This is a genomic window from Microcoleus sp. Z1_B2 (assembly GCF_036700325.1).
Taxonomy (GTDB): Bacteria; Cyanobacteriota; Cyanobacteriia; order Cyanobacteriales; family Microcoleaceae; genus Microcoleus.
In genome coordinates, this window is sequence record NZ_JAUBOQ010000072.1 from 1 (window position 1) to 24,104 (window position 24,104).

The 24,104-nt window shown below is 47.1% G+C and carries 27 protein-coding genes and 1 pseudogene; 13 read left to right on the top strand and 15 right to left on the bottom strand.

The annotated features are described in order from the left end of the window. Nucleotides 1–384: 384 nt before the first annotated feature. Both QT984_RS27715 and QT984_RS27720 read left to right on the top strand, forming a co-directional pair. Nucleotides 385–534: pseudogene (locus QT984_RS27715) on the top strand (chlorophyll a/b binding light-harvesting protein); the annotation flags it as partial. Between the two features lie 116 nt (nucleotides 535–650). After that, complete coding sequence (locus QT984_RS27720) at nucleotides 651–1,166, top strand: transcriptional repressor (RefSeq protein WP_333058220.1); 516 nt, start codon at nucleotides 651–653, stop codon at nucleotides 1,164–1,166. Between the two features lie 149 nt (nucleotides 1,167–1,315). Here QT984_RS27720 and QT984_RS27725 read toward each other — a convergent pair whose 3' ends face one another. The 3 genes from QT984_RS27725 to QT984_RS27735 form a co-directional block, all read right to left on the bottom strand. Then, nucleotides 1,316–2,170, bottom strand: coding sequence for an Npun_R2479 family HD domain-containing metalloprotein (locus QT984_RS27725; protein WP_333058221.1), 855 nt, complete (start codon nucleotides 2,168–2,170; stop codon nucleotides 1,316–1,318). Nucleotides 2,171–2,389: 219 nt separating this feature from the next. Next, a complete protein-coding gene (locus QT984_RS27730; protein ID WP_333058222.1) occupies nucleotides 2,390–2,593 on the bottom strand; it encodes a hypothetical protein in 204 nt (67 codons plus the stop codon). 69 nt (nucleotides 2,594–2,662) lie between these two features. Continuing rightward, entirely contained in the window at nucleotides 2,663–2,812 is a 150-nt protein-coding gene (locus QT984_RS27735; protein ID WP_333234114.1) for a hypothetical protein, read from the bottom strand. A 236-nt stretch (nucleotides 2,813–3,048) separates the two neighbouring features. On the opposite strand from QT984_RS27735, the gene rpsL reads away from it, so the two are divergent. The 8 genes from rpsL (at nucleotide 3,049) to QT984_RS27775 (ending at nucleotide 10,658) form a co-directional block, all read left to right on the top strand. After that, nucleotides 3,049–3,429 (top strand): 30S ribosomal protein S12, encoded by a 381-nt coding sequence (gene rpsL, locus QT984_RS27740; protein ID WP_006632197.1) that lies wholly within the window; start codon nucleotides 3,049–3,051, stop codon nucleotides 3,427–3,429. A 145-nt stretch (nucleotides 3,430–3,574) separates the two neighbouring features. Continuing rightward, nucleotides 3,575–4,045, top strand: a complete 471-nt coding sequence (rpsG, locus tag QT984_RS27745; protein WP_006632196.1) for a 30S ribosomal protein S7 — start codon at nucleotides 3,575–3,577, stop codon at nucleotides 4,043–4,045. 348 nt (nucleotides 4,046–4,393) lie between these two features. Continuing rightward, nucleotides 4,394–6,466, top strand: coding sequence for an elongation factor G (gene fusA / locus QT984_RS27750; RefSeq protein WP_333058224.1), 2,073 nt, complete (start codon nucleotides 4,394–4,396; stop codon nucleotides 6,464–6,466). 101 nt (nucleotides 6,467–6,567) lie between these two features. Next, nucleotides 6,568–7,797, top strand: a complete 1,230-nt coding sequence (gene tuf, locus QT984_RS27755) for an elongation factor Tu (RefSeq protein ID WP_190660866.1) — start codon at nucleotides 6,568–6,570, stop codon at nucleotides 7,795–7,797. A gap of 210 nt (nucleotides 7,798–8,007) precedes the next feature. Beyond that, nucleotides 8,008–8,325, top strand: coding sequence for a 30S ribosomal protein S10 (gene rpsJ / locus QT984_RS27760; RefSeq protein ID WP_006632193.1), 318 nt, complete (start codon nucleotides 8,008–8,010; stop codon nucleotides 8,323–8,325). A gap of 1 nt (nucleotide 8,326) precedes the next feature. Then, a complete protein-coding gene (locus tag QT984_RS27765; protein WP_333058225.1) occupies nucleotides 8,327–8,530 on the top strand; it encodes a hypothetical protein in 204 nt (67 codons plus the stop codon). A gap of 334 nt (nucleotides 8,531–8,864) precedes the next feature. Next, nucleotides 8,865–9,506, top strand: a complete 642-nt coding sequence (locus tag QT984_RS27770; protein ID WP_015174045.1) for an LON peptidase substrate-binding domain-containing protein — start codon at nucleotides 8,865–8,867, stop codon at nucleotides 9,504–9,506. 213 nt (nucleotides 9,507–9,719) lie between these two features. Beyond that, the gene (locus tag QT984_RS27775; protein ID WP_333058226.1) at nucleotides 9,720–10,658 is read left to right on the top strand and encodes a PspA/IM30 family protein; all 939 of its coding nucleotides are present in this window, start codon (nucleotides 9,720–9,722) and stop codon (nucleotides 10,656–10,658) included. Nucleotides 10,659–10,691: 33 nt separating this feature from the next. On the opposite strand, the gene QT984_RS27780 is transcribed toward QT984_RS27775, so the two are convergent. Beyond that, entirely contained in the window at nucleotides 10,692–11,333 is a 642-nt protein-coding gene (locus tag QT984_RS27780) for a pentapeptide repeat-containing protein (RefSeq protein ID WP_333058227.1), read from the bottom strand. Nucleotides 11,334–11,367: 34 nt separating this feature from the next. Beyond that, nucleotides 11,368–12,315: a prephenate dehydratase gene (pheA, locus tag QT984_RS27785; protein WP_333058228.1), complete on the bottom strand. Its 948-nt coding sequence runs from the start codon at nucleotides 12,313–12,315 to the stop codon at nucleotides 11,368–11,370. A 208-nt stretch (nucleotides 12,316–12,523) separates the two neighbouring features. On the opposite strand from pheA, the gene QT984_RS27790 reads away from it, so the two are divergent. After that, nucleotides 12,524–13,102 carry a DUF1997 domain-containing protein gene (locus tag QT984_RS27790; protein WP_333058229.1) on the top strand — a complete coding sequence of 193 codons (579 nt, stop codon included), beginning with the start codon at nucleotides 12,524–12,526 and terminating at the stop codon, nucleotides 13,100–13,102. A gap of 141 nt (nucleotides 13,103–13,243) precedes the next feature. On the opposite strand, the gene QT984_RS27795 is transcribed toward QT984_RS27790, so the two are convergent. The 5 genes from QT984_RS27795 to pgl form a co-directional block, all read right to left on the bottom strand. After that, nucleotides 13,244–13,696: an FHA domain-containing protein gene (locus QT984_RS27795; protein ID WP_333058231.1), complete on the bottom strand. Its 453-nt coding sequence runs from the start codon at nucleotides 13,694–13,696 to the stop codon at nucleotides 13,244–13,246. An 855-nt stretch (nucleotides 13,697–14,551) separates the two neighbouring features. Then, the gene (locus tag QT984_RS27800) at nucleotides 14,552–15,289 is read right to left on the bottom strand and encodes a PRC-barrel domain-containing protein (protein ID WP_333058232.1); all 738 of its coding nucleotides are present in this window, start codon (nucleotides 15,287–15,289) and stop codon (nucleotides 14,552–14,554) included. Between the two features lie 55 nt (nucleotides 15,290–15,344). After that, on the bottom strand, nucleotides 15,345–15,836 hold the full coding sequence (locus QT984_RS27805) for an FHA domain-containing protein (protein ID WP_333058233.1): 492 nt from the start codon (nucleotides 15,834–15,836) through the stop codon (nucleotides 15,345–15,347). Between the two features lie 82 nt (nucleotides 15,837–15,918). After that, entirely contained in the window at nucleotides 15,919–16,716 is a 798-nt protein-coding gene (locus QT984_RS27810; RefSeq protein WP_333375395.1) for an FHA domain-containing protein, read from the bottom strand. A gap of 207 nt (nucleotides 16,717–16,923) precedes the next feature. Next, nucleotides 16,924–17,643 (bottom strand): 6-phosphogluconolactonase, encoded by a 720-nt coding sequence (gene pgl, locus QT984_RS27815; RefSeq protein WP_333269838.1) that lies wholly within the window; start codon nucleotides 17,641–17,643, stop codon nucleotides 16,924–16,926. Nucleotides 17,644–18,106: 463 nt separating this feature from the next. Between pgl and QT984_RS27820 the strand changes: the two genes are divergently transcribed. Continuing rightward, on the top strand, nucleotides 18,107–19,474 hold the full coding sequence (locus QT984_RS27820; protein ID WP_333058236.1) for a hypothetical protein: 1,368 nt from the start codon (nucleotides 18,107–18,109) through the stop codon (nucleotides 19,472–19,474). Between the two features lie 72 nt (nucleotides 19,475–19,546). Here QT984_RS27820 and QT984_RS27825 read toward each other — a convergent pair whose 3' ends face one another. The 5 genes from QT984_RS27825 to QT984_RS27845 form a co-directional block, all read right to left on the bottom strand. Then, a complete protein-coding gene (locus QT984_RS27825; protein ID WP_333058237.1) occupies nucleotides 19,547–20,713 on the bottom strand; it encodes an LptF/LptG family permease in 1,167 nt (388 codons plus the stop codon). A 179-nt stretch (nucleotides 20,714–20,892) separates the two neighbouring features. Continuing rightward, on the bottom strand, nucleotides 20,893–21,621 hold the full coding sequence (lptB, locus tag QT984_RS27830) for an LPS export ABC transporter ATP-binding protein (protein ID WP_333034782.1): 729 nt from the start codon (nucleotides 21,619–21,621) through the stop codon (nucleotides 20,893–20,895). Between the two features lie 172 nt (nucleotides 21,622–21,793). Continuing rightward, nucleotides 21,794–22,264: an LptA/OstA family protein gene (locus tag QT984_RS27835; RefSeq protein WP_333058238.1), complete on the bottom strand. Its 471-nt coding sequence runs from the start codon at nucleotides 22,262–22,264 to the stop codon at nucleotides 21,794–21,796. 314 nt (nucleotides 22,265–22,578) lie between these two features. Next, nucleotides 22,579–22,986, bottom strand: coding sequence for a DUF309 domain-containing protein (locus tag QT984_RS27840; protein WP_333058239.1), 408 nt, complete (start codon nucleotides 22,984–22,986; stop codon nucleotides 22,579–22,581). Between the two features lie 147 nt (nucleotides 22,987–23,133). Continuing rightward, nucleotides 23,134–23,496, bottom strand: a complete 363-nt coding sequence (locus QT984_RS27845) for a ferredoxin-thioredoxin reductase catalytic domain-containing protein (RefSeq protein WP_172186333.1) — start codon at nucleotides 23,494–23,496, stop codon at nucleotides 23,134–23,136. Between the two features lie 311 nt (nucleotides 23,497–23,807). Between QT984_RS27845 and QT984_RS27850 the strand changes: the two genes are divergently transcribed. Continuing rightward, entirely contained in the window at nucleotides 23,808–24,026 is a 219-nt protein-coding gene (locus QT984_RS27850; protein WP_333058240.1) for a hypothetical protein, read from the top strand. Nucleotides 24,027–24,104 lie beyond the last annotated feature (78 nt).

A 24,104-nucleotide genomic window follows, 5' to 3' on the forward strand; every position in this document is an offset into this window, starting at 1 on the left:
AAGCTTGCACACGCGGAGCGTTCAAACCAGTCAAAGTCTTTCTCTGTAAAGGTTTTAGGCTTTTTCGGCAAGCCCTACTTAAACAATACTCTAGCCATAATACTCCTTAATAATATTATTTATCAATAAATTTAGAGGTATTCCTTTAGCTGTTATTTTTGCTAACGAGAGGCCAAACTCCGCTCAAGCGCCAAAAACAGTCATAATCGTGATAAAACGATGTTTTTTCCTACTGATTTACATACCAGAACTCAAATCAGTGAAAATTTTTCTCAAATACCCCTTGACTAAAATACTAAAATTGTTGATTATCTATATCAATAACCTGCGATCGCTTAAAACCCCCCTGGCATCTTTCTCAAGAGGTAAATCGCCGTGACCAGCATGGCAAAATCCTTCCCAGCCGAAGGAAAATCATTTCCCTGGTGGGTCGGCAACGCCGGCTTAATCAACCTTTCGGGCCGTTTGCTCCGTATCCACGTCGCCCACGCCGGCCTCATCGTCTTCTGGGCGGGAGTCTATACCCTATTGGAGTCTAAATTTACATGGATTCTCACGGAAAATATACTTTAGGAGCATCTAAAAAATAGCACGAATAAATAACAGATAATCCATGACAATCCTCGTTCAACTTTTTTATTTTTTCCGACATGAATTTATACAGTGCTAACTCACTCAAAGTCGAACTCAACCAAAGAGGCTGCCGCCTGACTCCCCAGCGAGAAACTATTTTGAGTGTTTTTCAAAATCTGCCACAAGGCAATCATTTAAGTGCGGAAGAATTATACAAGACTTTGCAGAATAAAGGAGAACGAATAGGCTTGTCTACTGTCTACCGAACGCTGCATTTATTAGCAAGAATAGGAATTTTGCGTGAACTAGAATTAGCAGAAGGACACAAACATTACGAACTGAATTTTCCCGAATTGCACCACCACCACCATCTGGTTTGCATTCAGTGTCACAAAACCTTTGAATTTAGCGATGAATCTATTTTAAAAATTGGCAAAAAGCAAGTTGAAAAAGCTGGGGTAGAACTGCTTGACTGTCAGTTAACTGTGCGAGCTGTTTGTTTGGAAGCGCTACGGGAGGGATGGCCTTCTTTGGTACCCAGCAATTGGTTGTGTCCCAGATATCATTCGGAAATGAAGGAGGAAATTAGTTGAGTTGAATCAAATAAACTTCGGCACTTGGTAATTGGTGGTAATTGGTGATTTGTGCTTTTTTATTCGTTATGAGCTGTTAGTTATTAGCACCTAAAAATAACCAATGACAACTGACAACTGACGGCTGACTGCTGAATTCACTTTTGCAATTAAGCAACCTCAGAAGAATCGCAACGTTGGTGTTCCATCCGAAATATGTTAGCGTACAAACTAGCAACAATCTGTTTGCCTTCCTGCGTCAACTGCAAGTAACCGAGAGATTCACTGATGTGAGGATAAATACCGCTCCAGTAAAACTTAGAGTAGCTTTGCAGCAAGTCGCCCGGATGTCGATAGCCCAAAACTTTAGTAGCACCGCTTTCTTCTAACTCGTAAAACAGCGCGCCAATTTTCTGCAAATATTGCGGGTTGCTGAGCTGACCTATCAAGTCAGCACCGCGCACTAAACTAGAGTAATTAACTGCATCCTCGTCTGTGTTACCGTCAAGCACCGAGAAACGAGTCTGTTCTATGTTCTGCTTAATTATCTCAGCATTAATTAGCTTGTGGTTGCCGAAGCGCTCGTCAATGAACAATTTAGCTCTGTCAACTCGGTAAGGAGCTAGGCTGGCCGCCGTTGCACCGGGAGCAAGTGCAATTCTCATGCCATCTTTTCCTGTAGCATATAATCCTTCTGATTCTTGGTCTTGCCGGCAAACTCCTTTGACATATCCGATGTCTTGGCACAGCAAAGAAATGATGAAGTGCAGCCAATCTTCGCAGGAAACTCCGCCCTTGCGAATGTGTTTTCCCCGCAAGATTTCTTGACCGACTAAGCTAATGCAAATGGCGTGTTCTACATTGTGATAAAGAGCGTCGCTGTTGGCGATGTTTTCTAACGCCATTGCCCCCACCCAGGCAATAATGTCAGCATAGTCTGATTTGTAGCCTCCGTAAGTGCGGCTGTAACCGTTCTGAAGTTGTTCGATGAAAGCCTCGATCAGAAGTTCTGTAGAATTAAACATACCCTATCCTTTTACCTTAATATTGCCTTTCCACAGGGGTGCATCTATTTGGGAGTCCTCTAAATTTTATGGATGAGATTTTAGCTCACAACTCCTGCACCCCGTGTGTGTTGTGATCTGTGGATGGCAAGTGGGTAGCAATCTCAAAACTCATTGACGCAGCTACGCCCGGGGACTTACGAAGCAATCTCGCGCCCTGACTCAAAACTCCGAAGCAACTCAGTCCATCACTGACACCCATCCCCGCCGTACTGCATACAGCAGCCTGCTAACAATTTTTCGATCCTCTGAACTTTTTAAACTGTGAGAATTAATTGCGTATTGAATTTGCTGGAACACAGTGCGATCGATCTTACCGGATTTCCAAATGTTCAAGTAAAGTTCGGAAATTGTATATTCAGGAATATAAGCTTTGGTTGTCATCTGCTGTCAACTCAATGTATATTTCTTATTGTCCGGTAATTTTAGATAACTTTATGTGATGTAGATCGGCTATAGACTGTGATGCGATCCCAGGCTGGAGTTAATGCGCCTCTCCTCACAATGGTAATTCGATCGCAAAAGCGCGATATTGCGATCGTCATAAATTTTGCTGACGGCTGTGACAATCATCATAGTTGCGCCTAAATTATAGGATGTCACATACCATTCTCCCGTTGCGCTCGCCCCCTCCCAACTTGCAGCAAGGAAGGAAGTTTGAGCGCGGGTCGCGCAAATTTCTTGCCAAAGAAACACGCGTCGTGTACAATACAGAGTCTGGTATCCTCACTTACCCATAATTATTTTCATTCATCCCGTCCCCCCAGAGGGGAAGGGACTTTCAGTGCGGATACAGCCAAATCACTATATTCAGCAAAAAGCTAGAAATGCCGTAACTCATGCCCACTATTCAGCAACTCATCCGTTCAGCACGGGAACAAACGCAGAAAAAAACCAAATCGCCAGCTCTCAAGAGTTGCCCGCAGCGCCGCGGAGTTTGCACCAGAGTGTACACGACCACCCCGAAAAAACCCAACTCGGCGCTGCGGAAGGTGGCTCGGGTACGGCTGACCTCTGGTTTTGAAGTCACCGCCTACATCCCAGGGATCGGTCACAACTTGCAAGAACACTCGGTAGTAATGATCCGGGGCGGTCGGGTAAAAGATTTGCCCGGAGTTAGATACCACATCATTCGGGGTACATTAGACACCGCTGGGGTGAAAGACCGCAAGCAGGGTCGTTCCAAATACGGGGCCAAGCGTCCTAAAGAGAAAAAATAACACGGAACTCGCCCGATCGTCGGGGTTGGGAAGCAAAAATAAATCCGATCGCGCCGCTCAATTGCACGCTCGATCGTCATAAATCGAAATGTGATCCCAAAACCCCAAACTCAATCATTCAAAATCAAAAATCCCAAATAGAACTATGTCTCGCCGCACAGTTATTCAAAAACGTCCAGTTCCACCAGATCCAACCTACAACAGCCGGTTGGTAAGCATGATGGTGAGACGGATCATGCAGCACGGCAAAAAATCCGTTGCCTCCAGCATCGTCTACGACGCCCTCAAAACCATCCAAGAACGCACAGGGGCTGAACCGTTAGACTTGTTTGAAAAAGCAGTCAAAAACGCGACACCCCTGGTCGAAGTCAAAGCCCGCCGGGTAGGTGGCGCCACCTACCAAGTGCCAATGGAAGTGCGTTCCGATCGCGGTACAACCCTCGCCCTCCGCTGGCTGATCAGATTTGCCCGCGCCCGCACCGGCCGCTCGATGGCCGCCAAGCTAGCCAACGAACTGATGGATGCAGCTAACGAAACAGGGAGTGCTATTCGCAAGCGCGAAGAAACTCACAGGATGGCTGAAGCTAACAAGGCTTTTGCTCACTACCGCTACTAACTGCAACAACTGGCATGGAGAAGAGCGCGATCGTGCGGTATAAAAGCATCGGGTGAGAAATTGGAAAGTGTAATAAGTTTTGAGTGTTGAGATTGCTTCTCTTGGCGCAGTTGCGATTGGTGAAGCAAACTCAAAACTCTCAAAATCAAAATTCATGCACTCAAAATTCATGCACTCTCTGAATCCTCCATGTCGCATCCTTAATATTTTTGTAAACAAATCTTGCAAAAAATATTAAAATGTAACAATAAGCTCCAGAGACTTTTGTAAGTCACTGGGGAGTGCAAAATAGGGTTACTGTGTAGTATAATAGTATTATAACAGCAACACAAGATTAAGGAGGTAGCTGTGGCACGTACCGTCCCGCTAGAAAAAACTCGCAACATCGGCATCGCAGCCCACATAGACGCGGGCAAAACAACAACAACTGAAAGAATTCTGTTCTATTCAGGCATGGTTCACAAAATGGGTGAAGTGCACGAGGGAACAGCAGTCACTGACTGGATGGAGCAAGAGCGGGAGCGGGGAATTACGATTACTGCCGCTGCTATCACCACCAGTTGGAAAGATTACAAAATCAACATCATCGACACTCCCGGACACGTAGACTTCACGATCGAAGTCGAACGCTCGATGCGAGTGCTCGACGGAGTGATCGCAGTGTTCTGCTCGGTAGGGGGAGTGCAGCCGCAATCCGAAACAGTTTGGCGACAGGCTGATCGGTACAAAGTACCGAGGATCGTGTTCGTCAATAAAATGGATCGGATGGGGGCAAACTTCTACAAAGTCTACGGCCAAATTCGCGATCGCATGAGAGCGAACGCCGTACCCATCCAAATCCCGATCGGCAGTGAAGAAAACTTCCGGGGAATTGTAGACTTAGTGCACATGAAAGCCTATATCTACAACAACGACACGGGAACCGACATCGAGGAAGTAGAAATCCCCGATGAAGTAAAGGATCTAGCCGTAGAATACCGCACCAAGCTGATCGAGTCGGTAGCAGAAACCAACGACGCCCTCACGGAGAAATACCTCGAAGGCGAAGAGTTAACGGAAGACGAAATCCGCTTGGCCCTGCGTCATGGCACTGTCGAAGGTACGATCGTCCCCATGTTGTGCGGTTCGGCCTTCAAAAACAAAGGCGTTCAGTTGTTGTTGGATGCAGTCATCGACTATCTGCCGTCGCCCTTGGAAGTCCCTCCAATTCAAGGACTCCTACCCAACGGCGACACAGCAGAGCGGTTTGCCGACGACAACGCCCCGCTGTCAGCTCTGGCATTCAAAATCATGGCTGACCCCTACGGCCGCCTGACCTTTGTTCGCGTCTACTCCGGTATCCTCAAAAAAGGAACCTATGTCCTGAACTCCACCAAAGACAAAAAAGAGCGGGTTTCTCGCCTAATTGTACTCAAAGCGGACGATCGGATAGAAGTTGAGGAACTGCGCGCCGGAGACTTGGGAGCAGCCTTGGGTTTGAAAGACACCTTCACAGGCGACACCCTCTGCGAAGAAGGAGCGCCAGTGATTCTGGAATCTCTGTTTATACCAGAGCCAGTTATCTCGGTGGCTGTCGAACCCAAAACCAAACAAGACATGGAGAAGCTCTCCAAAGCCCTCCAGTCGCTCTCGGAAGAAGACCCCACCTTCCGAGTCAACGTTGACCCAGAAACCAACCAGACAGTCATCGCCGGCATGGGCGAACTGCACCTGGAAATCCTGGTAGACAGGATGCTGCGGGAATTCAAAGTAGAAGCGAACGTGGGTCAGCCACAAGTAGCCTACCGTGAAACCATTCGCAAATCCGTCCGCGCCGAAGGTAAATTTATCCGCCAAAGCGGCGGTAAAGGTCAGTACGGTCACGTCGTGATCGAACTAGAACCCACCGAAGTCGGAAGCGGCTTTGAATTTGTCTCCAAAATTGTTGGTGGCACTGTACCCAAAGAGTACATCGGCCCAGCAGAACAAGGGATGAAAGAAGCGTGCGAATCAGGTATTGTAGCAGGATATCCCGTGATTGACCTCAAAGCTACTATGGTAGACGGGTCTTTCCACGATGTAGACTCCTCAGAAATGGCATTTAAGATCGCCGGTTCAATGGCGATCAAAGAAGCCGTGATGAAGGCGTCTCCAGTGCTGCTAGAGCCTATGATGAAAGTAGAGGTGGAAGTTCCCGAAGATTACATCGGGAACGTCATCGGAGACCTCAACTCGCGTCGGGGTCAGATCGAAGGTCAAGAGACGGATCAGGGGATAGCCAAAGTTTCTGTAAAAGTTCCACTAGCAGAAATGTTTGGTTACGCCACCGACATCCGCTCGAAAACCCAAGGTCGAGGCATCTTCACAATGGAATTCAGCCATTACGAAGAAGTGCCGCGAAACGTGGCTGAAGCCATTATCGCTAAGAACAAAGGGAACTAATGATTTTGGATTTTAGATTTTGGATTTTGGATTGAATCCAAAGTCTAGAATCTAAAATCTCAAGTCTAAAATCGCTAAAAGAAACAAGGAACAGATCAAGAATGGCACGCGCAAAATTTGAACGGAATAAGCCCCACGTAAACATCGGCACGATCGGTCACGTTGACCACGGCAAAACAACTTTGACCGCCGCGATTACGATGACTCTCTCTGCACTAGGTCAAGCAAAGGCTAAGAACTACGCCGACATCGACGCTGCGCCTGAAGAAAAAGCACGGGGTATTACGATTAATACTGCTCACGTGGAATACGAAACCACAGGTCGGCACTATGCCCACGTAGATTGTCCCGGACACGCTGACTATGTGAAAAACATGATCACCGGTGCAGCTCAAATGGACGGCGGCATCCTAGTAGTGTCAGCAGCAGACGGCCCCATGCCTCAAACTCGCGAACACATCCTGCTAGCTAAGCAAGTTGGCGTTCCCAGCTTGGTTGTCTTCTTGAACAAAGAAGACATGGTGGATGATGCTGAACTGTTGGAATTGGTAGAACTGGAAGTTCGCGAACTTTTGAGCTCTTACGATTTTCCGGGCGATGACATCCCCATCGTCACAGGTTCGGGATTGAAAGCTCTCGAAGCGATGCTTGCTAATCCCAAGACTGTCAAGGGCGAAAATGAGTGGGTTGACAAAATCTACAAGCTGATGGAAGAAGTAGATGCTTACATCCCCACCCCAGAACGCGAAGTTGACAAGCCTTTCTTGATGGCAGTTGAAGACGTATTCTCGATTACTGGTCGGGGTACTGTCGCCACAGGCCGGATCGAACGTGGAACTATCAAAGTCGGCGAAACAGTCGAATTGGTGGGTCTTAAGGACACTCGCAGCACTACAGTGACTGGTGTAGAAATGTTCACCAAGTCTCTGGAAGAAGGTTTGGCCGGCGACAACGTTGGTCTACTGCTACGGGGGATTTTAAAGGCGGATATTGAGCGCGGAATGGTGATTGCCAAGCCGAAAAGCATCATGCCTCACACTCAGTTTGAATCTGAAGTGTACATCCTGAAGAAGGAAGAAGGCGGCCGGCACACGCCCTTTTTCTCTGGCTATCGCCCTCAATTCTACGTCCGTACCACTGACGTGACCGGCACGATCGCACAATTCACCGCTGATGACGGTAGTGAAGCAGAAATGGTGATGCCAGGTGACCGGATCAAAATGACTGTTGAGTTGATTCACCCGATCGCGATCGAACAAGGAATGCGCTTCGCTATCCGCGAAGGCGGCCGCACCGTCGGCGCCGGCGTTGTTTCCAAAATCCTCAAGTAGGACTCGCATAACAGCTTAAATAGCAGAAAAGCCGCCAAATGTCAATAGGCTTTTCTGCTATTTAGTGAGTAGTGAGTAGTTATAGGTTAGTGGCCAGTTGTTAGTAGTTATGGGTTAAATGTTCAATAACAGATAACAAATAACAAATGACTGATGACTAATGACTAATGACTAAAAATAAACTGAACCTCGAAAATTCAAGAAACAAAAATGGCAACAATTCAACAACAAAAAATTCGCATCCGCCTCAAAGCTTTCGATCGCCGAATTCTAGACGCATCCTGCGAAAAGATTGTAGATACAGCAAATCGGACAGCAGCCACAGCGATCGGCCCGATTCCCCTACCGACAAAACGACGGATTTACTGCTTGCTGCGATCGCCCCACGTAGACAAAGATTCTCGCGAACACTTTGAAACCCGCACGCACCGCCGGATTATCGACATTCACCAGCCATCGGCAAAAACAATTGACGCTTTGATGAAACTGGATTTGCCCGCCGGCGTAGATATCGAAGTCAAGCTGTAGATTGACTTATCGAAAACTTGAAAAGAAGGAACAAAGATTAAATAAATTGTTCCTTCTTTTTGTTGAAATTTCCCTAGTCATTAGTTATAGCAGAAGGAAGAAGGAAGAAGGAAGAAGGAAGAAGAAAGAAGGAAGAAGGAAGAAGGAAGAAGGAAGAAGGAAGAAGGAAGAAAATCAATCGTTTCAGCCATTAACAACGTCCTAACCGTCTTGGCAGTGGCTATATGAGTTATTAGTTATTAATCAGCAATAATTTTGGCTCCGGCACTAACTTAAATAATTATTCTTAATTAAGGGGGTATCACTACAAAAACCCTCCTTTAGCAGTCGCTATCATCGCCTTCCGCAGCACTGAGTTTAGCAAAAAGGTATATTTAACATTTTGACGAAATAACGCCTTTGTCAAGCTGCCAGCACCGGAGATAGCGAGCAGTCGATCCCGTTGCCAGCGCAAAAGCCCGATCGCTCCTGCCCCGGAATTGCCTTTAATCAGTTAAAGTAAGAAAAATAAGCGCAAGTACCGTCACTTTTGAGCGACAATGGCATCCTCTTCCTCTGTAGCAGTTCGCGAACTCCCCTTATTTCCGTTGCCGGAAGTGGTTCTATTTCCAGGTAGGCCACTCCCACTGCAAATCTTCGAGTTTCGCTATCGAATCATGATGAATACGATTCTGGAGGGCGATCGGCGTTTCGGTGTGCTCATGTGGGACCCCAACCAAAACAAAGTCTCTGCAGTTGGCTGTTGCGCCGAAGTGATTCACTGTCAGCGCCTGCCCGACGATCGCATGAAAATTATGACTCTCGGCCAGCAGCGGTTCCGAGTCCTCGACGCCGTTCGGGAAAAACCCTATTTAGTCGGTCTAGTAGAATGGATCGAAGACGCACCCCCGCAACAAGACCTCAGACCTTTGGGAAAAGATGTCGAACAACTGCTGAGAGATGTAGTTCGCCTCTCCAGCAAATTGATGGATCAGCCGATCGACCTGCCCGAAGACATTCCCAGTTTGCCTACAGAATTGTCCTACTGGGTAGCCAGCTACCTTTACGGTGCAGCGACAGAACAGCAAACTCTTTTAGAATTGCAAGATACTGCTGCGAGATTGGAACGCGAAACCGAAATTTTGACTTCTACTCGCAATCACTTGGCAGCGAGGACTGTACTTAAAGATACCCTCAAGTAGCCAATTTGCCTAGGAAAAAGCACGATCGGTTTGACCTGCATTGAAGAAATAATTACACAAAAATCATTCGATTTTCGATTTTCGATTTTCGATGGGGAATGAGTTATTGAACTAAGGGTTTGGAGATTGCCTACAGTTCCATTCTTTTTTGGAACAGGTATCTGTTTAATTCTTAACTTCAAACAGGTTCGGATAGGTTCCTTATAGCAGTAAATGCTTGTGTTAGAAAATCACGACCAACCGAAACCATACGATGCAGTTAGAGGCGGTCAACTACCACCTCCTGTGGGCGGTGTAGTGCTCGGCGGACTAGCAGGAGTTAAACATCGGCTGTCTAGTTCTGTCAAAGAACATCGAATCGCCGCCCTGAGAGAGACATTGAATTACGGCGATGCCGGCTTAAAAATAGTCATCAAGATTTGTCAAAGCGAAACAGGGCGAGTGCAGCGGGCGGCCTGCGATTTGCTTCGACAAAGGCTGAATTCGATCGCCCGCGAAAAATTACAGGCCTTTGTAGCTTCAAGTTCAGATGCAGAAGCTGAGGTAGACAGCACCGAAAAAATATTAAAGCACTCATCCGGTGCAGTCTCCGAAAAAAATTACGATCGGCAAATGTCCGAAGCACAGTTAATATTTGAGACAATTACGCAGCAAATGCAACCAAATTTGTTGCTATTAGAAGCACTGGTAGCCTCTGTTGAACGGGAAGAATTTACCACCGAACTGATGAATCTTTGGGAACTATTAATCTTAGAAATTCAGGAACCTCTCAAAGAACTGCGTCAGGCTGTTGGCAGTGCGATTTCCGCCCAACTGCGGATTCAGTGGCTGTACAATCAAGCTGAATCTCAAGCCCACCAGTGGCAGCAGCGAGCTTTGCTAGCTCTTCAGACACAGGATAAGAATTCAATCCGCCTCGCCGTGGTTCGCCAGCAGGTTCAAGTTGATCGGGCAGCAGAACTAAAAATTGACTTAGACTACCAAACTGTGCGAGTAGAAACTCTCAATCGCAACTTGCTGGCTTTGGAAAGTAAGATTGCTCAAGCTAATTCCAAGAAAGAGATCCTCAAGATGCAGCTTCATTTTGCTAAGGTACAGCAGCAAATAGACTTCACTTTCAGCCAAGTCAATAGTATATTTTTTAGTCCTTAATTGTCGGATTATTCTGTTATATATTCCGTGAGTTCAAACTTGTCTGACGCAAAAATGTATTGCCCCACTTAAATTTGCCTCATCTAGCTTAGCTCCCTCCAGATTAGCACCGCATAAAAATGCCCCGCTCAAATTAGCACCGCTCAAATCAGCACCGCTCAAATCAGCGCCCTCAAGGTTACTTTCACACAAAAAAGCGTTTCTCAAGTTTGCTCTTCTGAGACTCACTCCCCGCAGTTTAGCGTCGCTGAGATTGGCTTTTTCAAGGTTTGTCTTGTCCAAACAAGCATCTAGGAGGTTCGCCTCCATCAAGTTGGCGTTTTCCAAGTTTGCTCCGCTCAAATTAACACCAATCATTTTGGTGTCGCTCAAGTTGGCGTTTTCCAAGTTTGCTTCAATCAGGTCAGCTCCTGTTAATCTTGCGAAAGTTAGATCGGCTCCGCTTAGGTTAGCCCCATTTAGGCTGGTCATCACTAGGCAAGCATTCTTTAGCTTGGCAGCTATTAAGTTTGCCCCCCTTAAGTTCGCCAAAGCAAAATTGATTTCCTTCAGATTTGCACAGGCTAGATTAATATGAATTAGGAAAGCTTCTCGCAAAAAAGCCTCTTTCAAGTTGGTTTCATGAAAATTTCTTTCTCCGGCTGCGTATCGCTTGAGAAGTTCATCAGCATTCATCTCGCCAGCCTCCTAAGTTTTACTTAAAAATAAATTATACTACTGACAGTACATTGTAGCAACCAAATATTTTTAAAGTTTCGGTGTGATTTTTTAATTCTTCGAGTGCCGATCGAACAAATGCTTCGCAGGCGTTAGCCTCAACGTCCATAAAGAAAATATATTCTCCGAGCGATCGTTTAGTCGGTCTAGATTCAATCCGACTTAAATTAATACCGCGACTGGCAAATACTTGCAAAGGTTTTACCAGTGCTCCCGGCATATTGGCAGGTACGCTGAAAGCTAGTGAGGTATGGGTGCAATTAGACGATGAAGCATCGAGGATCAACTTAGAAGCAGATTGTGTAATGGATTTAAGGGATGAGTGATCCCCTGGTTCTACGTTGGCGATTTCTCCACCACTCCTACTGAGTACCCAAAATCGAGTGTAATTATCGGGATAATCATTAATGGGGTGAGCTAACACTGGCAAATGGTAAAGTTCAGCAGCTCTTGGCGAAGATATCGCTGCTACATTTGTATCTTCCAGATATTGCAATGCTTCCGTGGTTGAATTCGCCGGAATTAATTGGGCTGAGGGAATAAACTGCCCCAACCATACCTGACACTGAGCTAGCGCTTGCGGGTGAGAGTAAACTTTTTTAATCTCGTTAAAATTTTTAGCATTAGACACTAGGGCGTGGGAAATTGGCAAAACTAAGGCGTGTTGAATGCGGAGTTGATCGAGTCGCCACAGTGTATCTAAGGTGACAGTCACGCTGCCTTCGATCGAATTTTCGACGGGCACAACTGAATAATCAACCTGCCCTACGGCAGATGCCTCTAGCGCTTGAGAAATGGTGGAATAAGGACACAGGGTGCATTCCAAGTTAGTTTCCAGGCTCAACCAATTGACATAAGCTAGAGCCGCTGTTTCTGCATTTGTACCAACAGGGCCGAGATGTGCGATCCTCTTCGAGGGCTTCGCTAACGAAATTTTCATTTACAGGCAATTTTAGGTTACAAATGTTTGCTTTACTCTCATCAGCTAGGAAGTATGATGAAAAATTAGCGATGTCCCGAAAGCTTTTATCAGTGATTTCTCGGATGACATTGCTGGGTACACGACTTAGGACGCGACTTATGTCACCCAAAAAAAGGTGATAGTTTATTAAGATATGCTTAGGAATCCTATATTTTGATATTTTCTCATGTATACCCGCTTTAATTCTTCCCAATCCGTTGAGCTCGCCGTACCAGAGGAACGGGTTCCCATTCAACATTATCTGCGTCAGCCGAGGCGACTGGTGAACGCCCTTGTCGATCAAAGTCGCACACAACAGCTAAGCGAGGACTGTTTCCGCTTAAAAATGCGACCGTTACAATTTATGATGCTGAGCATTCAACCCACAGTAGACATGAGGGTGTGGGCCCAGTCGGATGGCACAATCAATTTGGAGTCCGTCGCCTGCGAAATTCGTGGCGTGGGTTATATAAACGATCGCTTTGCTCTCAATCTCAAAGGAAAGCTTTGTGTACACCAAAGCAGCGGGGTAGCATACTTGAGGGGAAAAGCGGATTTGGAAGTGCAAGTAGAATTACCGCCGCCGTTTTGGCTGACGCCCAAACCCATTTTAGAAGCAACGGGGAATGCTTTGCTCAAGAGCGTACTGCTGAGCGTCAAACAGCGGTTGATGCACCAGTTGCTCTTAGATTACCGCCGCTGGGCAAGCAGCGAAAGTGAACTAAGATCGATCGAGATCCCCCCTATCTTATCTTTAGAAGGCTGAAATCCTACTAAAGAAGCTGTTAATTAATGTATAGGGATATTTAGGCACAAATCAGGCAACTTACCACAGTATTACTTAGACGCTCGATTTGGACATCGGGATATTTGTCGGAACGAGCCAGCAGGGATAGATAGCTGCCGCTCAGTCAAGATCGATTTGAGTGATCCCTCCAAGTTCATCGTCTTCGATGATTCCCACGCCCCCCGGCAAAGGAGTTGACTTGTCTTTTGAAACTTCGTCCTTTTGGCGAAATTCGCGCTGCGGTGGCTTGATTATTTTGCCCGGTTGATTCATTGCGCCCACCCGAATCCTGATTTTTGGCCCAGAATTGCCCAAGCGAATTGTCATCCCGTCCACAACGGACACCTGAGCGATCGGTCTATCATCTACATAAGTGCCGTTAGCACCAAAATTAATAATTTCCCAGCCATTAGCGTGATTCCACAGTTCTACGTGGTGGCGGGAAACTACAGCGCTGTAAATAATTACATCATTGTCGTTCGATCGACCGATCCGAACCACCGGTTCTGATTCAAAACACCAACTTTGAACTGGGACAGACTGGATAGGATGTAAAAGAGTTAAGGTAATCACTGATGTTTTGACACTCCACCGCCAGACAGCAACGGGGATACTTCCAGAGAGATTTTTTGGGAGAAAACTGCAAAAAATTTGCTTTTTAAAGGCGTCGTCAGTGGACCACTATTCCCCCTATCTGCCCTAAAAGTCGAACTTTTGGCTGCTTGAGGTATTTGAAGCAACTTTTGAGGGTTAGCTTTTGGCGCAGGGGCAAATTTTTGCGGTACTCGGTAACAACCAAACACGATGTGATAAATCGGGTGAACTTCCCAGTAATGGACAGCGGTTTTAACCGCTTGATTAATTTGGTCTGTGAGGGAGCGATTCTGCCGATGGGTGAGTCGCTCAATTCTATCGGCTAAATAATCCTTTTGCCGCTGATGAACCAGAGAATTTAACTCAGACCCGCGCTGGTTGCACCGCTGATTCGAGTTCTCGGTCGGGCGAGAGTCACTGCTCAACGACTTGCTGTTTATAAAGAAAGAAGTTAACCAATTATTAATCCTGGGGTGTCTAGATAAAATACTTGTGGATTGTATCTGAGATATTGCACCATTCTCAATTACTTGTTTAGGGAGCGGGATCTTGCCTGTTTCACAAGAAAATTCACTCTTTGTGGAACAGGCAAGATGCCTGTTCTTGAGAATAGTGCAAGATGTGAGTTGTATCAAACAGCATAGGTCATTTTGAGTTGCTAACATTTTCCTTATTGATGCAATACCTTTAAAATACAATGCTTTGAGCAGCACTGGAATTTTGAGCGACAAGGCATCAATCTCTCATAGCGAAAATACCGATCGACCTTCCTCGCGCGCGCCGCCCCAAAATGCGATCGGCAATTAGTCCCCCGGCGAGCGGGAAGGCCAAACTTCAGCTCAAATCTGACTCAGGCGGCTCCGGATTCGGATCTGGCGGGACAGATTCTTGCCTTTGCCGCTTCAACTCTGCAACTTTTTCTTGAGCTACATCCCTGACTTCGAGAGCTTTATCTTGGAATTTTTCCGCCAGACTTTGAGCGCCCCGCTTCACACCTGCCACATTTTTGAGAGTTCTGTCGAAATCTTCATGTAAAAACTCTGCTACCAGACCGACTTTTTTGTGCAGTCCGTCCGCGTACTGCACGGGTTCCGATACAGCAGCTTCAGAGACGATCGCCCGCTTGCTGCCGATGGTCGAAATAGCTGCCACAGGTAACAAGTAAATGTCGTCTAAAACACCGCGCCAGCCGCTCGATTTAAATAGGTAGTTGGTGACTGAACCCGTGCGGACATCAAATAGGTAGTCAACCACTGCACCTGCCTTATTTCCAGCGTCCGTGAGCACCTCAAGCCCGATCGGACAAACAGCTTGTTCCGGCTGATGAAGTTCCGGCAGTTCCGGGTTAATGGTGACAAAAACATTTTCCCCCACCGTATCTACTTGCGCCCAAGCGAACCAAGTTTTTTTGCTCCCCAAAAGTCCCGACTTGCAAGTAAAGCCGATCGCCCGTTGGGAGTGAGCATCGAGCCAAACCCGATCTACCCTGCCGACCTCTTCCGCCGTTCTGCGGTCGATGGTGCGGCGGCCCTGCAGTTCGCTGCGCCTAACAATCTGTGGTGATGTACTCATAAATAAACTCCTGAGTGCCGCCTTTGAAAAATGTCGATCGTCCAAAGAAGCCGATTTAATATTCTTCTTCCGAATAATGGCGATTATTATCTGCCTGGGTTAACTCGTCCTCTTCCCTGGAAGTGCCAACTTCTTTGTGGTCGGGAACGGGAATCGTGCTCATGTGCACGCCGGCCGAGGGAGCGTGAATTTCCTTAGCCTCCCTGGGCTTGACGCCAAGAAGTCCTAACTGGACGGAGGATTGATTCGGGCCTACGTTGATTTGAATTTTCGGCCCAGAGCGAGCCAAGTGAACGATCAGACCGTCCACAATGGGAACCTTAGCGATCGGCTTACCATCGAGGTAAGTGCCGTTGGTACCTAAATTGATCAGTTCCCAAGTTATGCCGCTGCGCCGCAATTCGATGTGGCGACGAGAAACCACAGCGCTAAAAAGAACGACGTGGTTTTCGGTCGAGCGCCCGATCCGCACGACCTGCTCGTCTTCAAAGATCCAACTGCGGACGGGTATAGACTGGAGTGGATGTAGCAAGGTCAGCTTAATCACATTGGCAGCATTGAGTTTTGGTAGAGCGCCTCAAGATGCGATTTTAGATTTTAGACTTTCGATCGCCCAATCCAAACTCGCTCTAAGAGATTTGAAATAAAAACGTAACCAGGTCTCCTTTGCCCAGAGAGATGCGGTCTCCCGGTCGCAACCGGTGGCGGTTTCCCTTGGGTAGCGGAGTATTGTTGACGTAAGTGCCGTTGGAACTGCCTACATCTTCTAGGTAGCAAGCATCTCCCTCCACCCGGAGATTTGCGTGTACCCGAGAAACTATCTCAGAATTAGCAAATCCCGAAACATCAATATCCGGCGGCACTAAGTCATTTGGCTTGCCTATGTGAACCACAGCCAGACTGTGAGGCAATTCCATCGGCGTATTTGTCTGAACGTGTAGCAGGCGCGCGGACTGCTGTTGCAGTTGAGTTTTAGCTACACCTGCTGGCTGCAGGTCCGGAACCGGAGGAGAGATAGTTACTGGTGTTGCCACCGATTCAGTTGTAACAGGAACCGAGGGCGAAGGCGGGGGATCTGGAATCGTCGGAATGCTGGCGGTAGTTTTTTCCAAGTTGAGCCCCTTATTCAGGGTAACTAGAGGTTCCATTGCCATCAGAGGATCGGGTGGCACTAAATCGGGCGCCGGTGACGATACCACTGTGGGGCCTACAGGCGAGGGGGACGTTACTGTCACCTCAACTTCTGGAACTATGGATATGGAACCCGGACGCAAGTTAAAGCCACACTGGCCGCAAAATGCTGCATCTGTCTGAACTGCTGCACCGCAGTTCGAGCAACTTGCGGTAACAGGTAAAGGCGTGTAGCAAGCCTCACACTGGCTGGCCCCGTCGGGGTTCTGGTGATTGCAATTGGGACAGACAATCATCGATTTCTCCTTGCTATCGGCCAGATTTTCAAATCAGCCTCATAAAAATACTCGTCGTGTATATGGTCAAATTTTAACTTTAACCGCCACAATTCTTATATTGCTTCTAATACTAGCAACTGAGCTGACGCCGTGACGTTAGCTGTGATGGGCAAGATTGAGTTAGTGATAATGCTGACTGTGTTGGCACGCTTGCGACTCTATGGGCTATTTTACTGCTGCGCCAGCCGCCGCATCGAGGAGCCACCAAAGCTCGCCCTCTGGTTGAACGAGTCTGGCTGGATAAGTCATTTCGTCGGCTGCGGGGGCAAAAATTTGAGCAAGGGCGGGTTGTTTGCTGGCTCCTGCGACCATGAAGATGACGCACCGGGCCCGGTTGATTAAGGGGACTGTAAAGGTAATGCGGGGTTGACCGTCTTTGTTGCCGACAGTTACTAGGGCATCCCGGACTTCCAAGGCTGCTGTGCCGGGAAATAGAGAGGCTGTGTGGGCGTCGTCTCCTATGCCCAATAAAATGATGTCGAAGGCAGGAAACTCGCCGTCGGATACTTTGAAGAACTGCTGCAATTCGGTTTGGTGCGCTGCTGCGTCGGCTGCGGGGTCGCCGGCGCCTGTGGGCATGGGGTGGATGTTGCTGGCGGGGATATTCACTCGATCGAGCCACGCGAGGCGCGCCATTTTTTGATTGCTGTCTGGGTGTTCTGGGGGAACGTAGCGTTCGTCGCCCCAGAAAACGTGAATTTTGTCCCAAGCCAGGTCTTGGGCTGCGATCGATCTGTATAGGGGTTCTGGTGTGCTTCCGCCCGCTGCGGCGATCGTACAAAGTCCGCGTTCTGCTATGGCTTCTGAGATTTTCGACAGCACAATCTCCAGCGATCGATCTATTAGTTGTTCCCGATTTGCTAATACTTCAACTACTTTTTTCATTAATTTCCTCTCAACTTTACTTGGGTGTTGTTCTCACCAATTGCCAATTTTACCTTGACATTTTGGTTTGAGGTCGATCGGCTGACAGACCCGGCAGGCCGCGCACCGCATCCCATAAGATTTTATCATGTTATGCCCCTTGATTTAAGGAAAGCAAGACTTATTTCTACCAGTGCTTTATGGATTTTCACCGGTTGCATTGAGCTGTCGCAACTTTCAATCAAAAGTTCGATCGTACTCGGAGCATCTGTGCAGAAAGTAAAAAGCGTTTTTTGGGACTCGGATCCGTCCCACACAGCAAAGTCTATAAATATAGCCAGCCGGACGATCGCACACCGACAGTAAAAGCCAAACCGAGATGCTCCCGATCGCACTTACGCCGACATAGCAAAAATAATCAAGATTGATGTGGTAGACTAGGAAAAATAGTTTTAAATCCGCACGCTCGGAAGGAAGCAAAACTATGTCAATTTTTAAGCGATTTCCTACATCAGTCCGCTATCTAATAGCGCGGTTGCGCCACTGGACGCAACCGGCGGTTTGGGCTCCCTTAGCCGTGCTGTGTGCAGGGGGATTATTTATCTGGGAGGTCTCTGTAAATCCAGAAAGGTTGAGTATAGATGGCGAAGAAGAACCAGCCTCAAACACTCCAGCTTCGCTATCGGGACTATCTGCTGAAGATACCGCCATTGCCGCTGAAATCGACAGCTCACCAGTGCTAGTCAATCAGTTTAATGGATCTACTGCTTCTGAACTGAACTTGTTAAATTCATCAGTAGTAAAAAGCAAAGGTTTATTCGAGGAACTTCGAGATCGGGACTTAGAAACTCCTCAGCCATCTTCAGCACCCAAGCAGGTAGGAAGCAGCGGATTTTTCTCCTTGCCAAATTTAGCAAATCCTGCTGTCGAGGCGGGAAACAATAACCCCCAAAATTCCAGCTTGCCAAGTTCAAACGCAACATCACCGTTGAGTTTATCTAGCAGCGGGAGACTAACTTCTGGGATAAAAACGATTAAGCCTGAGTCTGGGGGTACAGCGACAGCAACTTTATCGCAGGCGTCGAATGATGCTAATTCAGATAAACAAAACGAAAATTCTCTGCCTTTGAGTCCGCTGCAAGCAGCTATGAAAAAATACGTCGTTGCTAACACTTCGGCAACGGCGGCTTCAGGTGAGAAAACAGCAGACGAGGCTACATTGCTCGATCGACCGGCTTCCGATCCTGCTGCAGGAAATGCGACAAATTTGCTCCCAACGACCGCTACAGCTCAAAGTGGAGCCAATCCTGTGAATGTTCCCACAGCACTTCCCCCCCTTGTGACTCCGACAAATACTGTGAGCAAGGAATCTCAAGAATTCTTAAAACCGACAGCTACAGTCGCTGAATCATTGGCGGGGTTAAATTCCAGAGTGCCGAACCTCCCCGAAATTAATGCAGGGGCTGCACCGGTGGCTTTGCCGAAAAATCCCTACCAAACTGATTTATCTGGTTCCGGCTTCGCAACTGAAGTTCAACCTGTGGCACTTCCAGTAGCCATACCTTCGCCAACACCTCTACTTCCGAATGTCAGTCCATCTCCCTTTCCGAATGGGATTGGGGGAAGCAAGATAATTAACCCTCAATTCTCTCCCAATTCAGCGAATTCTCAATTTCAAACACCTCCACCGAGTCAGCTTAATTTACCACAGCAGCCTAACTTTGGAGTTGTTCCCCAAAATACCAATCAGGGCGTGCAGCCCATTCAACCTCAAACTTTTGCTACACCAGGCTCCCTGGCTCCGGGACGCTACATTGGCGGTGGCGAAATCAATACTTTTTCTAATCCTTAAATGATGGAAGTTCTGCCACAAAAACGATATTATCAATTCCCAATTCCCAATTCCCAATGTTATTGGTAAAACTTACCTAGCGGCAGCCCGCACCAACAACAATCCCCCGATTCCCAAACCAAACACGATGGGCAGCCAAGCCGAAAGAATCGGAGTCAAAACAGCTTTCACGCCCATAGAACTGGTGATGAAAGAAAATACGTAGTAAGTAAAAATCACAACTACGCTAATACCAAAACTCGTTCCTCGACCGGAGCGGCGCGGTTGAGTTCCCAAAGCGGCTCCCACTAAACCAAATACCATGCACACGAAAGGAAAAGCATATTTTTCTTGAATTCGCACCTTTAATTTGCGAATTTGCGGTTCGTCGCCACTGTTTTTAAGGATATCCAAACGCTCTAAAGCTTGGGCAATGTTCATTTCCTTGAAATCCCGCGCTCTCGCAGCTAAATCTAAGGGCGTGCGGGGCAGTTGCAACTGCTGGTGTTGAAACCTAACTATATTGCGGTAAGAGCCATCAGGAGCTACTATATAAGCGGTTCCGTTGAAAAAATCCCAGGTATTTTCTGAGGCATTCCAAGTAGCGGATTCTGAAGAAACGATTTGATTGAGGCCTGGGGTGGAGCGATCGATAATTGTTAAACCTTTCATTTGCTGGCCGTCAAATTGTTCTGCATAAAAAAAGCGGGCCAGGATTTCGTCGCCGCCTTTTTCTGGTTTGCGAAATTCTGTGTAGATAATATTTCTATCTTGAAATATGGGTTTTTCTCGCTTCAGGGCTCTGTCTAAAGTCAGAGTTGCTCTGTAGCTGGCGGCGGGTACAACTAACTCTTGCAAACCAAAAGTTAAACCTGCAACAATTAAACTCATTATCACAGCAGGCAGTATCAATCGGTACACGCTAACTCCGCAACTGCGGAGGGCGATGAGTTCGCTGTCGCTTGACATTCGGCTGTAGGCCATTAAGGTTGCTAGCAGCATTGACATGGGGAAAGCCAATACTACGAAGTAGGGAATTTGCAGGAGAAAAATTTCTATGGCTGCGCCGTAGGGGAGGCCGGATTCTGCTACTCTGCGGACTAATTCAAATAAGGCTCCAACTGTGACGGCGACGGATGTAAAGAGTCCAACGCCAAATAAAAATGGGCCGATTAGTTCTTTGGTAATGTACCAGTCCATTACGGAAATTCGCGGCAGCCAGTTAAGGGGATTGAAGGATTTGGATAGTGCTATTTTCATACTTTGGCGCTTTTGCAGTTGGCTCCTCAAGTTAAAATTTAAATTCTCAATTCTTCAATTATGTGTTTTGTTTTGATAGTTGAATCTAGTCGTGGGGGGGCGGGTTTATGGATATTTGGGCTGGGATATTTATCTGTGGGCGAACCCGCCCCTACTCCGTTCGGGGTTGCTATCAAAGGCTAGCGCACGAAGTTGTCACCTAAGTAATACTGTCGCACTAAAGGGTTGCTGTAGAGTTCTTCTTCAGCCCCGGAGGCTAAAATTTGGCCGTCTCGCATGATGTAGGCTCGATCGGTAATTTCGAGGGTTTCTCGGACGTTGTGATCTGTGATGAGGATACCGATTTTACGATCGCGCAGTTTAGCAATAATGGTTTGAATTTCGTCTACTGCGATCGGATCGACGCCTGCAAACGGTTCGTCTAAAAATAGAAACATGGGCCCGTCTCGCCCTGCGGCTAAGGCTCTGGCCAGTTCAGTCCGCCGCCTTTCTCCCCCTGATATTTGAATTCCCAAACTAGATGCTATTTTTTCTAAGCGAAATTCTTGCAATAGGAAATCGACTCGCTCGCGCCATTCCCAGCGTGGCACTTGAGTTTGTTCTAAAACTAACAAAATGTTGTCGCGCACGCTCATGTTTCGGAAAATGCTTGCTTCTTGAGCGAGATAGCCAATTCCCAAATGCGCTCGCTGGTGCATCGCCAATTTAGTGATGTCTAAATCGTTTAGCCAAACGGTGCCTTGATTGGGTTTTTCTAATCCGGTTGCTATGTAAAATGTTGTGGTTTTGCCGGCACCGTTGGGGCCTAGCAATCCTACGATTTCTCCTTGGGCTACCGACAGGTTGACGCGACTAACTACATTGCGTTTTCCGTAGGATTTGTGAATATTTTCGAGTACAATTTTCATTTTCGCTCCCGGCAAGCTCTACAAGCTAATTTCAGACTGCGGCTTTGTGCGATCGAGTCTCTAATTTAAATTTTACCTTTTGAAGTTGGTGATTTTTATAAAGACGAAATTTCGCATCTATCCCAAGTAGTAGGTTTTGGCTGAGGCGAAATTTCGCTGCTGCAAGCCACTGTTACCGGGGGGCTGTAGTTGGACGTGGGGATCCCAATGTATTTTGGGCTGCCGCATCTTGTTCGGGGGCAACCAGATAAACAGATTCTACCTGTCCTGGGTTGTCTGGGAGGGCAATAAACCGCCCTTCGTCGATGAGGTATGTTATGGTTTCGCCGCGCAGGCTGTTGCCCTGCTGCAATACGTAAACATCTCCGCTGAGAATGATCCGGCGCTCGCGGCTGAAATATTGAGCTTGAGCCGCAGTTGCTTGTATTTGGCGGGCTGGATAGTTGATTTGGACGTTGCCGCGGGCTGTCACGATGCCGGTTTTGGAGTCGGCTTCTTGAATGTCCGATCGCACGCTGAGAGTGCGGGGCGGCCCGGCTTGCGGGTAGGTGGGAGAGGCGATCGCGCCTGCCAGAGTGAGGGGCAACAGCAGCGATAATCCTTTGAATATTCGGGAATTGAGTAGTTTAGCGGAGGACATCATAAGCTTGGAGTCTCAATATTTGTGAAATTGCTGAAGGGCATTATCTCCAGTTAGATATTTTATCTTAACGGTCAGAAAGATTCCCGTGAGGTCGATCGATTGACCCGATAGTCTCAACCAATTATCCTAGCAAGACAACAGCGAATTTAATTGGCTATTTTGCTCAGTGGCTGCAACTGTCTTAACCGGGAACGGGCAAGATGCTCCTTCCACAGCAAATAAATCTGCTTGTGCAGCGGGCAAGAAAGCCAGCCCTCCTCTGTGTAGAGGCCAAGTATACTGCACCCTAATACAAACATTTATTTAACTTTTATTTAACTTTTTGGTACTTTGATAATTCGCGGCAATTGCAAGCCTGCAACTTCTGTACCTGCGAATAAAGGTAAAAAATCAGCAACTGTTTCCGGGCCAGCTTGTTGCAAAGCGCTCAAAAGTTTAGCACTTTGTCCGAGCAAGTCTTCAACTGCAATTCCAGCATAACTAGGCTGATAATAACTGAGCCGATTTATTCCTTCTCCCAGCAAGATTACTGCACCGCGCCAGTTTTGATTTCCTAAGTGATAAAGCGCGACGGCAATTTGCAATATTCCCTGATAAAACCTTTTTTCTGGGTCGCCAGCTTCCATCCACAAAGCCTCTAGAGTGTCGTGACAAGCATAAAAGTCTTGACTGTTAAACTGTTCGATACCTTGCCAAAAGTCGATGGGGATTTCCTCTGTCATTCGATTGGAGATTGGGGATTTTCGATGGCGGATGTGTGTTTGAGTAGGCGGCGATCGATTTTGGTTAAATAGCTAAGTCTTAAAAATAGGAAAAATAACGACCTCTTTTCAAAACTACTGCCATTTCACGACCGCCTACTTAACTAATTACATAGTATCTCTGACCGCTTGAATCTGATCCATTCCTATTTCCTGATTTGTTCCAGCGAAATCGTTATCTGGCGTCAGAAATAACATACAGTGACACTCTTTGCGCTCGCGCATGGGAATGCAGGGACAGTTCCAGTAGGCGGCTTTTACTTCGGCTTCTTTATCTTCGTAATGGCGACAAGGGCATAAGGGAGCGCCTAGTTCATCCTTGTGTTTTGCTAGTCCTTCTATCACGACAGCAGTGACGGAAGGTTCGGAACAAAAGTAAGTTCCCGTGCGCTTGGCGTAGGTTTCGGAGAAATTCTTCATTGCCTCCAAAGTTTTTTCGTTGGATAGTTTAGATTTTTCTGTTGTGTTCATAGTTTAGGATCGGAGTTGAGGATGCTACGAGCTTTTGACAATTGTAGCGCAGAATGTGATTTTAAACACTGGTATATTTCTGTTTAGTTACAAGGAAGAAAACCTTGACAAAGATTGAGTTTTAGGTTGTTGGTTTTTTAGTGGTTTTTGTCTATCCCGGAGGGTGGGGGAAACTGGCGGGAGAGCGAGTTTTTGGAGCTACCAAAAGATTTGGGCGATCGATCGCCCTCAACTATCATCCCCCAAAGGGGATAAAAATCGGCTAAGATAGCACGGCGCTCTTTCTGTGACGGCTATAGGCACGGCATCTGATGGCAACTTCCCCGAACCGCATCGGCACAGGCGATCGAAAATCTCCTGCTTCTGGGCTGATTTGGCCGGCTGACACCGAGTTAGTCGCATTAGTGCTTGAATTGACTCCCGGCGCTGCTAGCCATCTGTACGCGCAGTATGCTATAGGTTTGCACGCTTGGTTTTTAGGTCAAGTACACCAAACTGACCCGGATTTATCGAAACTTTTGCGCGATTAACAGTCAATCGATTTTAGATTTTAGATTTTAGATTTTAGATTTTAGATTTTAGATTTTAGATTTTAGATTTTAGATTTT

Bases quoted from the DNA above. Each gene is read 5' to 3' on its own strand.
- QT984_RS27720 (WP_333058220.1), top strand. From the start codon at position 651: ATGAATTTATACAGTGCTAACTCACTCAAAGTCGAACTCAACCAAAGA.
- QT984_RS27725 (WP_333058221.1), bottom strand. From the start codon at position 2,170: ATGTTTAATTCTACAGAACTTCTGATCGAGGCTTTCATCGAACAACTT.
- QT984_RS27730 (WP_333058222.1), bottom strand. From the start codon at position 2,593: ATGACAACCAAAGCTTATATTCCTGAATATACAATTTCCGAACTTTAC.
- rpsL (WP_006632197.1), top strand. From the start codon at position 3,049: ATGCCCACTATTCAGCAACTCATCCGTTCAGCACGGGAACAAACGCAG.
- rpsG (WP_006632196.1), top strand. From the start codon at position 3,575: ATGTCTCGCCGCACAGTTATTCAAAAACGTCCAGTTCCACCAGATCCA.
- tuf (WP_190660866.1), top strand. From the start codon at position 6,568: ATGGCACGCGCAAAATTTGAACGGAATAAGCCCCACGTAAACATCGGC.
- rpsJ (WP_006632193.1), top strand. From the start codon at position 8,008: ATGGCAACAATTCAACAACAAAAAATTCGCATCCGCCTCAAAGCTTTC.
- QT984_RS27770 (WP_015174045.1), top strand. From the start codon at position 8,865: ATGGCATCCTCTTCCTCTGTAGCAGTTCGCGAACTCCCCTTATTTCCG.
- QT984_RS27775 (WP_333058226.1), top strand. From the start codon at position 9,720: ATGCTTGTGTTAGAAAATCACGACCAACCGAAACCATACGATGCAGTT.
- QT984_RS27780 (WP_333058227.1), bottom strand. From the start codon at position 11,333: ATGAATGCTGATGAACTTCTCAAGCGATACGCAGCCGGAGAAAGAAAT.
- pheA (WP_333058228.1), bottom strand. From the start codon at position 12,315: ATGAAAATTTCGTTAGCGAAGCCCTCGAAGAGGATCGCACATCTCGGC.
- QT984_RS27790 (WP_333058229.1), top strand. From the start codon at position 12,524: ATGTATACCCGCTTTAATTCTTCCCAATCCGTTGAGCTCGCCGTACCA.
- QT984_RS27800 (WP_333058232.1), bottom strand. From the start codon at position 15,289: ATGAGTACATCACCACAGATTGTTAGGCGCAGCGAACTGCAGGGCCGC.
- QT984_RS27810 (WP_333375395.1), bottom strand. From the start codon at position 16,716: ATGATTGTCTGTCCCAATTGCAATCACCAGAACCCCGACGGGGCCAGC.
- pgl (WP_333269838.1), bottom strand. From the start codon at position 17,643: ATGAAAAAAGTAGTTGAAGTATTAGCAAATCGGGAACAACTAATAGAT.
- QT984_RS27820 (WP_333058236.1), top strand. From the start codon at position 18,107: ATGTCAATTTTTAAGCGATTTCCTACATCAGTCCGCTATCTAATAGCG.
- QT984_RS27825 (WP_333058237.1), bottom strand. From the start codon at position 20,713: ATGAAAATAGCACTATCCAAATCCTTCAATCCCCTTAACTGGCTGCCG.
- lptB (WP_333034782.1), bottom strand. From the start codon at position 21,621: ATGAAAATTGTACTCGAAAATATTCACAAATCCTACGGAAAACGCAAT.
- QT984_RS27835 (WP_333058238.1), bottom strand. From the start codon at position 22,264: ATGATGTCCTCCGCTAAACTACTCAATTCCCGAATATTCAAAGGATTA.
- QT984_RS27840 (WP_333058239.1), bottom strand. From the start codon at position 22,986: ATGACAGAGGAAATCCCCATCGACTTTTGGCAAGGTATCGAACAGTTT.
- QT984_RS27845 (WP_172186333.1), bottom strand. From the start codon at position 23,496: ATGAACACAACAGAAAAATCTAAACTATCCAACGAAAAAACTTTGGAG.
- QT984_RS27850 (WP_333058240.1), top strand. From the start codon at position 23,808: ATGGCAACTTCCCCGAACCGCATCGGCACAGGCGATCGAAAATCTCCT.